8 protein-coding genes are annotated in these 8458 nt (G+C 69.4%); all 8 read left to right on the top strand.

The features are described from left to right. The first annotated feature begins 290 nt into the window (after window positions 1-290). Window positions 291-1220 (top strand): ABC transporter ATP-binding protein, encoded by a 930-nt coding sequence (locus tag ABZ281_RS15950; protein WP_356655901.1) that lies wholly within the window; start codon window positions 291-293, stop codon window positions 1218-1220. Further along, window positions 1217-1987, top strand: coding sequence for an ABC transporter permease (locus ABZ281_RS15945; protein WP_356655899.1), 771 nt, complete (start codon window positions 1217-1219; stop codon window positions 1985-1987). The genes ABZ281_RS15950 and ABZ281_RS15945 overlap by 4 nt, the downstream gene beginning before the upstream one ends. A gap of 3 nt (window positions 1988-1990) precedes the next feature. Further along, window positions 1991-2794: an ABC transporter permease gene (locus ABZ281_RS15940; RefSeq protein WP_010036859.1), complete on the top strand. Its 804-nt coding sequence runs from the start codon at window positions 1991-1993 to the stop codon at window positions 2792-2794. 8 nt (window positions 2795-2802) lie between these two features. Then, a complete protein-coding gene (locus ABZ281_RS15935) occupies window positions 2803-4053 on the top strand; it encodes an MCE family protein (RefSeq protein WP_356655896.1) in 1251 nt (416 codons plus the stop codon). After that, a complete protein-coding gene (locus ABZ281_RS15930; RefSeq protein WP_356655894.1) occupies window positions 4050-5087 on the top strand; it encodes an MlaD family protein in 1038 nt (345 codons plus the stop codon). Before ABZ281_RS15935 ends, ABZ281_RS15930 begins: the two co-directional genes overlap by 4 nt. Further along, entirely contained in the window at window positions 5084-6250 is a 1167-nt protein-coding gene (locus ABZ281_RS15925) for an MCE family protein (protein ID WP_356655892.1), read from the top strand. The genes ABZ281_RS15930 and ABZ281_RS15925 overlap by 4 nt, the downstream gene beginning before the upstream one ends. Continuing rightward, window positions 6247-7362: an MCE family protein gene (locus ABZ281_RS15920; protein ID WP_356655890.1), complete on the top strand. Its 1116-nt coding sequence runs from the start codon at window positions 6247-6249 to the stop codon at window positions 7360-7362. Before ABZ281_RS15925 ends, ABZ281_RS15920 begins: the two co-directional genes overlap by 4 nt. Then, window positions 7359-8458, top strand: a 1100-nt coding sequence (locus ABZ281_RS15915; protein ID WP_356655888.1) for an MCE family protein, incomplete at its 3' end; no start/stop codon positions are given. The genes ABZ281_RS15920 and ABZ281_RS15915, both read left to right, overlap by 4 nt.

The raw sequence follows: 8458 nt of genomic DNA, 5'->3' as shown, positions 1-8458 counted from the left end.
CGGTGTTCCGTCGGAGTCCCGTCCGGTGTTCCGTCGGAGTCCCGTCCGGTGTTCCGTCGGAGTCCCGTCCGGTGTTCCGTCGGGAGTCCCGTCCGGTGTTCCGTCGGGAGTCCCGTCCGGTGTCCCGCCGCGACCCCCGCCCGGCATCCCGCCGCGACCCCCGCCCGGTATCCCGCCGGGAACCCGCCGGGAACCCACTCGAAAAAATTCCGCCCCCCGAGCGACGGACGCCCAGCCCCTCCCCGTAGAGCAGATGTCAGAGCTGCTCCATGGGCTGAAGGGTGGACCGGATGGGTGTCGAGATCTGTGTGGAAGGGCTGACCAAGTCCTTCGGTCACCAGGTCATCTGGCAGGACGTCTCGCTGACGCTGCCCGCCGGGGAGGTCTCGGTCATGCTCGGCCCCTCGGGCACGGGCAAGTCGGTGTTCCTCAAGACGCTCGTCGGACTGCTGAAGCCGGAGCGCGGCTCGATCACGATCCAGGGCCGGGACATCACCAAGCTCCGCGAGCACGACCTGTACGAGGTGCGCAAGCTCTTCGGCGTGCTGTTCCAGGACGGCGCGCTGTTCGGCTCGATGAACCTGTACGACAACATCGCCTTCCCACTGCGCGAGCACACCCGTAAGTCCGAGAGCGAGATCCGGCGCATCGTGCTGGAGAAGATGGACATGGTCGGGCTGATCGGGGCGGAAGGGAAGCTGCCCGGTGAGATCTCCGGCGGGATGCGAAAGCGGGCCGGGCTGGCCCGGGCCCTCGTCCTGGATCCGGAGATCATCCTGTTCGACGAGCCGGACTCCGGCCTCGACCCGGTCCGCGTCGCCTACCTCAACCAGCTCATCGTCGACCTCAACGCCCAGATCGACGCTACCTTCCTGATCGTCACGCACGACATCGCCTCGGCCCGCCAGGTGCCGGACAACATCGGGCTGCTGTTCCGCCGCGAGCTGGTGATGTTCGGGCCGCGCGCAGAGCTGCTGACCAGCGACGAGCCCGTCGTACGGCAGTTCCTGAACGGCCGGATGCAGGGCCCGATCGGCATGGCGGAGGAGAAGGACGCGGCGCAGGTCGAGCAGGAGCTCGCGCAGATCGACGACAGCGCACGCGTACAGGAGCTGACTCCCCGGCTGCTGCCGGGACCGGGCATCACCCGGCCGCCCCGCTGGCAGGACATCGCACGGCGCGAGGCCCAGCTCCCCCACGAGGAGGTGGCCGGCGCATGAGCCTGTCACCGGCCGGAGCGCTGCGGCACTCCGGCAGCCTCTTCGCGATGGCGCTGGACGTCCTCCGGACGATCCCCCGCCGGCCCTTCCAGGCACGGGAGTTCATCCAGCAGGCGTGGTTCGTCGCGAGCGTGACGATCCTGCCGACGGCCCTGGTCTCCATCCCCTTCGGGGCGGTCATCGCGCTGCAGATCGGCAGCCTGACCCGGCAGCTGGGCGCCCAGTCCTTCGCCGGAGCGGCCTCCGTGCTCGCCGTACTGCGCGAGGCCTCGCCGATCGTCACCGCGTTGCTGATCGCGGGCGCCGGCGGCACGGCGATCTGCGCCGACCTCGGGGCGCGGAAGATCCGCGACGAGATCGACGCGATGCAGGTGCTGGGCATCGACCCCATCCACCGGCTGGTCGTTCCCCGCGTGCTGGCGTCGATGCTGGTGGCGGTGCTGCTCAACGGCCTGGTGTCGGTGGTCGGCGTGGCGGGCGGTTACTTCTTCAACGTGGTCCTGCAGAACGGCACTCCCGGCGCCTACCTGGCGTCCTTCACCACGCTCGCCCAGCTCTCCGACCTGTGGGCAGCCGAGGTCAAGGCGCTGGTGTTCGGTGCGATCGCCGGGATCGTCGCCTCCTACAAGGGGCTGACCGCGAAGGGCGGACCCAAGGGAGTGGGCGACGCGGTGAACCAGTCGGTGGTGATCATCTTCATGTTGCTGTTCGTGACGAACTTCGTGATGACCGCCGTGTACTTCCAAGTCGTTCCGCAGAGGGGCTGAGGCATGGCGCTGCTGAGTCGTCTGGAGGAGCTGGGTGCCCAGCTGTCCTTCTACGGGCGGTCACTGGCCTGGACCGGTCGCACCCTGCGCCGCTACAAGAAGGAGATCCTGCGGTTGCTCGCCGAGGTGAGCTTCGGCCGGGGCGCGCTCGCCGTTGTGGGCGGCACGGTCGGTGTGATCGCCTTTCTGTCGTTCTTCACCGGCACGGAAGTGGGGTTGCAGGGGTACGCCGCGCTCAACCAGCTCGGCACCTCCAACTTCGTGGCGTTCCTGTCGGCATACTTCAACACCCGTGAGATCGCTCCGCTGGTGGCCGGGCTCGCGCTCTCCGCGACCGTCGGCGCCGGGTTCACCGCCCAGCTCGGCGCGATGCGGATCAGCGAGGAGACCGACGCGCTGGAGGTCATGGGCGTGCCCTCGCTGCCGTTCCTCGTGACGACGCGGATGATCGCCGGGTTCGTGGCCGTCGTCCCGCTGTACGTGATCGGGCTGCTGTCCTCGTACCTGGCCGCCCGCACCATCACCACCGGCTACTACGGGCAGTCCACGGGCACCTACGACCACTACTTCCAGCAGTATCTGCCACCGGTGGACGTCCTGTGGTCCTTCGGGAAGGTGCTGGTCTTCGCCGTCCTGATCATCCTGGTGCACTGCTTCTACGGCTACTACGCGAGCGGTGGCCCGGCGGGCGTCGGCGTCGCGGTGGGCCGCGCGGTGCGGACCTCGATCGTGGCGATCAACGTCCTGGACTTCTTCCTGTCGCTGGCGATCTGGGGCGCCAGCACGACCGTACGGATAGCGGGGTGAGCCGCCGGATGAGGGTGCTGAGACTGCGGTTGTACGGCGTCGTCTTCATCGCCGTACTCGCGCTGCTGCTGTCCCTGTCCGTGGCCGTCTACCGGCAGGCGTTCACGCCGGTCGTACGGATCACGCTGGAGGCCGACAGCCTCGGCAACCAGCTCGATCCGCGGGCCGACGTCAAGCTGCGCGGGCTGTTGGTCGGTGAGGTGCGCGAGGTGCGGGCCGACGGCACGAAAGCGACGCTCGACATCGCGCTGAAGCCGGAGCACGTCGCCCAGATCCCGTCCGACGTGCACGCGCGCCTGCTGCCCAAGACGCTGTTCGGCGAGAAGTACGTCGACCTGGTCCCGCCCGAGCACTCCGCGTCCTCCTCGGCCCGGCCCATCCGTGCCGGTGACGTCATCACCCAGGACCGCACCCGCGTCGGCATCGAGGTCCAGCAGTTGATGAACGACCTGCTGCCGCTGCTGCGGACCGTGCAGCCCGGCAAGCTCAACGCCACGCTCTCCGCGTTCGCCACCGCCCTCGACGGCCGCGGCGACCGGATCGGCGACAACCTCACGCGACTGGAGAGCTACCTGCGCCGCCTGAACCCGCATCTGCCGTCCCTCACCGAGGACATCGCACGCTTCGCCGACGTCGCCGAGGTCTACGGCGACGCGGCGCCCGACCTGATGGAGATCCTGCGCAACACCGTCATCACCAGCCGCACGATCGTCGATCAGAAGGACCGGCTGGCCGCGGCGCTGAAGAGCACGGCCACCGTCGCGGGCACCGCCGAGGACTTCCTCGACGCCAACGGCGACCGGCTGATCACCCTCGGCCAGGTCTCCCGTCCCACGCTGGAGCTGTTCGCCCGCTACTCCCCCCAGTACCCCTGTCTGCTGGCAGGCCTGGTCCGGCAGGAGAAGGCGTCCGAGGAGGCGTTCAAGGGCGGAAAGATGCACATCACGCTGGAGGTCGTACGGTCGCAGGGCGCGTACCAACCGGGTGAGGAACCGCGCTACGGCGAGCGGTCGGGCCCCAACTGCCGCGATCTGCCGCACCCTCGGGTGCCGGCGCCCGGCGCTCACCTCAACGACGGTTCCAGGGGGGCGAGTCCGTCCTCGGGCGGCCCGCTCGGCGTCTCCGCCACCCGGGCCGAGCAGCGGGCCGTCGGCTCGCTCGTGGCGCCGGTGCTGGGCGTGCCCGCCGACGAGGTGCCACCGGTCGCGACGCTGCTGTTCGGGCCGATGGCGCGCGGGACGGCGGTGAGCGTCGCATGAGCACCGCAGGAGCCCGGCAGACCGCCGCCCCGCTGATCAAGTTCAGTCTCTTCGCGCTGGTGACGGCGGTGGCGACAGCCCTGCTCGCCGCCACCATCGTGAACATCTCCTTCACCCCCGAGCACGAGTACCGCGCGGTCTTCAGCGACGTCACCGGCCTGGAGGAGGGCGACGACATCCGGGTGGCCGGAGTGCGGGTCGGCGAGGTCGAGGGCATCCGGATCAAGGACCGGACGCTGGCCGAGGTCACCTTCACGGCCGGCCGGGACCGGCCGCTGCTCACCAGCACGGGCGCCGTCATCCGCTACCGCAACCTGGTCGGGCAGCGGTACGTCGCGCTGACCGAGGGCGCCGGCGACGGCACCCGGCTGCGCCCCGGCGGCACGATCCCGCTCGCGCGCACCCAGCCCGCCCTCGACCTGAACGCGCTGCTGAACGGCTTCAAGCCGCTGTTCGCCGCGCTCAGCCCGAAGGACGTCAACCAGCTCGCCACCGAGATCATCAAGACCCTTCAGGGCGAGGGCGGCACCGTCAACAGCCTGCTCACGCACACGGCGTCGCTCACCACGACGCTGGCCGGCCGCGACAAGCTGATCGGCTCGGTGATCGACAACCTCAACACCGTGCTGAAGACGCTCGACAAGCGCGGCGCACGCTTCTCCGGACTGCTCAAACAGCTACGTCGGGTCATCTCGGGCCTGTCCGCCGACCGCAAGCCCATCGGGAAGTCGCTGGTGAGCATCGGCGATCTGACGGAGGCCACCTCGGGCCTGCTGAAGGACGCGCGTCCGCCGCTGAAGGACGACATCGCGGAACTGACCGACCTCACCGGGACGCTGAACGACAACGAGAAGACCGTGGAGGGCGTGCTGAAGAGGCTGCCGAACAAGCTCAACGAGCTCACGGGGACGGCGTCCTACGGCTCGTGGTTCAACTTCTACCTGTGTGACTTCGACGGCCGGATCGTGCTGCCGAAGACGAAGCAGGTGCTCACCCCCGAGATGCACGTGGCGAGGGCGAGGTGTGGGGCATGAGCCGCAAGCACCGCCCGGAGCCGCTGGTCAAGGTGCGGGTGGACCCACCGAAGCTGCCGAGAGTACGGCTGCCGAGGACGCGGCTCCGGCCGCGCCGCAAGCCGCGTCCGCAGCCGCTGGTCAAGGTCCGCGTCGATCCGCCGAAGCTGCCGAGGATTCGGCTCCGCCGTCCGCGCCTCGGGCCCTTCCGCGAGCGCAACCCCGTCCTCATCGGCGCCGTCGGGCTCACGGTCCTGGCGCTGCTGACCGCGGCCGCGTTCAACGCCGACCGCCTGCCGGTGATCGGCAACGGCGAGACGTACAGTGCCGCCTTCACGGAGGCGGGCGGTCTCAAGCCGGGTGACGAGGTGCGGATCGCCGGGGTCAAGGTCGGCAAGGTCGGGGAGGTCGACCTGGACGGCGACCATGTCAAGGTCACCTTCAAGATCAAGGGCGAGCCGGGGTTCGGCACCGAGACCGGCGCGTCGATCCGGGTCAAGACGATCCTCGGCGCCAAGTACCTCGCCCTGCACCCCAAGGGACGGGGGCAACTGGAGCCGGGCAGCGAGATCCCGCTGCAGCGGACCGTCCCCGCGTACGACGTCGTGCAGGCGTTCAGCGATCTCACCACCACGACGGAGAAGGTCGACACCGACCGGCTGGCCAAGGCCCTGGACACCATCTCCACCACTTTCGAGGACTCACCGCAGGAGGTGCGGGCGTCCATCAAGGGCCTGTCGAAGATCTCCCGGACGGTGGCCTCGCGCGACAAGGCCCTCGGGGAGCTCCTCGACCATGCGAACGGCGTGACGGGCGTACTCGCCGACCGGTCGGGCGACTTCACCGCCCTGGTCGAGGACGGCGACAAGCTGTTCAAGGAGATCAGCAAGCGACGTACGGCGATCCACAAACTGCTGAAGACCTCCGCCGCGCTCGGCATCCAGCTCTCCGGCCTGGTCCAGGACAACGACAAGGAGATCGGGCCCGCGCTCAAGGGCCTCAACACCGTGGTGAAGATGCTCGAACGCAACCAGTCCAGCCTCGACCGGAGCATCAAACTCCTGGCGCCCTACGTGCGGGTCTTCACCAACACCCTTGGCAACGGCCGCTGGTTCGACTCCTACGTCCAGAACCTGGTCGCCGCCCCGGTGGTGCCGCGGACGCAGACGGGAGGTGCGCGATGAGCAATCGCTGGAGGAAGCACGCGGCCCTGCTGACCGCCCTGGCCCTGGTCGCCACGCTCGCCTGCGTCCTGTGGCCGCGGACCGAGCCTGTCCGCGTCACGGCGTACTTCCCCCGCACCGTCGGCATCTACCCCGGCTCGGACGTCCGCGTGCTGGGTGTACGGATCGGCGAGGTCAAGAAGATCACGCCGGAGGGCGGCCGGGTGCGGGTGGAGCTGGAGTACGACGCGGACCGCAAGGTCCCGGCGGACGCGCAGGCCGCGATCATCAACTCCTCGGTGGTCAGCGACCGTTACGTCCAACTGCTGCCGGTGTACCGGAGCGGCCCGGTACTGCGGGACGGGGACGAGATCCCCGAGTCGCGCACGGCCGTGCCGGTCGAACTGGACCGCGTCTTCGACAGCCTGCACACCACGGCCGAGGCGCTCGGCCCCAAGGGCGCCAACAAGGACGGCGCCCTGTCACGGCTGCTCGGCGTCGGCGCCGACAACCTCGACGGCCAGGGCGAGAACCTGCACCAGACCGTGGAGGACCTCTCCCAGGCGGTCACGACGCTGTCCGACGGCCGCACGGACCTGTTCGGCACGGTCCGCAACCTCCAGGTGTTCACGGCGGCGCTGGCGGCGGACGACAAGAGCGTGCGGTCGTTCAACAGCAGCCTCGCCAAGGTCGCCGGGCAACTCGCGGGCGAGCGCAAGGATCTGGCGGCCGCGCTGAAGAACCTCGGCACGGCGCTCGGCGACGTGTCCGCTTTCGTGAAGAAGAACAAGAAGTCGCTGACGTCGAACGTGGAGGGCCTGAGCAAGGTGACCAAGGTGCTCGTCACCCAACGGGCGGCGCTGGAGGAGCTGCTGGAGGTCGCGCCGACGGGCGTGTCGAACCTGCACAACGCCTACAACCCTTCCGCCGGCACCCTCGACACCCGCAACAACCCGGACCATCCGCAGGATCCGGCCGCACTGCTGTGCTCGATCCTGAAGACGACAGGGGAGAAGACCGACTGCCGGGACCTGAGGGACCTCTTCGACTCCCTGCCCGAAGTGCCCCGGGGCACCGCGGGCGCAGGCACGGTCGACCGCACCCTCGGCGGAATCCTGGGGGCGAGCGCATGAGGCCCCCGCGCAAGGGCGGGGCCGTCGCGTGGGCGGCCGTCGGAACGGTGCTCCTGTCCGGCTGCGAGTTCAACGGCTGGTACGACGTCCCGCTCCCCGGCGGAGCCGCCGCCGACGGCCACGCCTACCACGTCACCGTCGAGTTCCGCGACGTTCTGGACCTGGTTCCGCAGTCGTCGGTCAAGGTCGACAACGTCACTGTGGGCGCGGTGGAGAAGGTGGAGCTGGCGGGCTGGCACGCGAGGGTCCGCCTCCGGGTCGCCGACGCGGTGAAGCTGCCCGCCAACGCCATCGCCGAGCTGCGGCAGACCAGCATGCTCGGCGAGAAGTACGTGGCGCTGTCCGGGCCGCCGGAGAGCACACCGGTCGGCCGGCTCCGCGACGGTGATGTGATCCCGCTGTCCCGCAGCGGACGCAACCCGGAGGTCGAGGAGGTGCTGTCCGCCCTGTCCGCCCTGCTCAACGGCGGCGGCGTGGCCCAGCTCAAGACGATCACCACGGAGCTGAACAAGGCCCTGGGAGGCCGGGAGAACCGGGTCAAGTCCCTGCTCAAGGAGCTCGACACCTTCATCGGCGGCCTGGACGACCAGCGCCAGGACATCGTCCGCGCGCTGAAGGCCGTGGACCGGCTGGCCAAACGGCTGGGCAAGGAGAAGAAGACGATCGCCGAGGCCGTCGACACGATGCCGCCCGCCCTGAAGGTCCTGGCCGACCAGCGTCGCGACCTGACGAGGATGCTCACCGCCCTGTCCAAGCTGGGCAAGACCGGCACCAAGGTGGTCAACGCCTCGCACAACGACACGGTCGCCAACCTCAGGCAGCTGCGGCCGATCCTGCAACAGCTCAACAAGGCGGGCAGCGACCTGCCCAACTCCCTCGAACTGCTGACGACCTACCCGTTCCCGCGCAACGTGGTGGACGCCGTCAAGGGTGACTACGTCAATCTGCACATCACGGCGGACCTCGATCTGGCCGGCATCTACGGCAACCTGACGGACGAGCCGGGCGGCCAAGGCGGCGGAGACACCCGGAAGCCCGAGCTTCCCGAGCTTCCCGATGCCCCCGACCTGCCGGACGTACCGGATCTCCCGGACGT

This window comes from Streptomyces sp. NPDC006265 (genome assembly GCF_040613555.1).
GTDB lineage: Bacteria > Actinomycetota > Actinomycetes > Streptomycetales > Streptomycetaceae > Streptomyces.
This window is presented reverse-complemented; position numbering and strand designations above follow the sequence as displayed.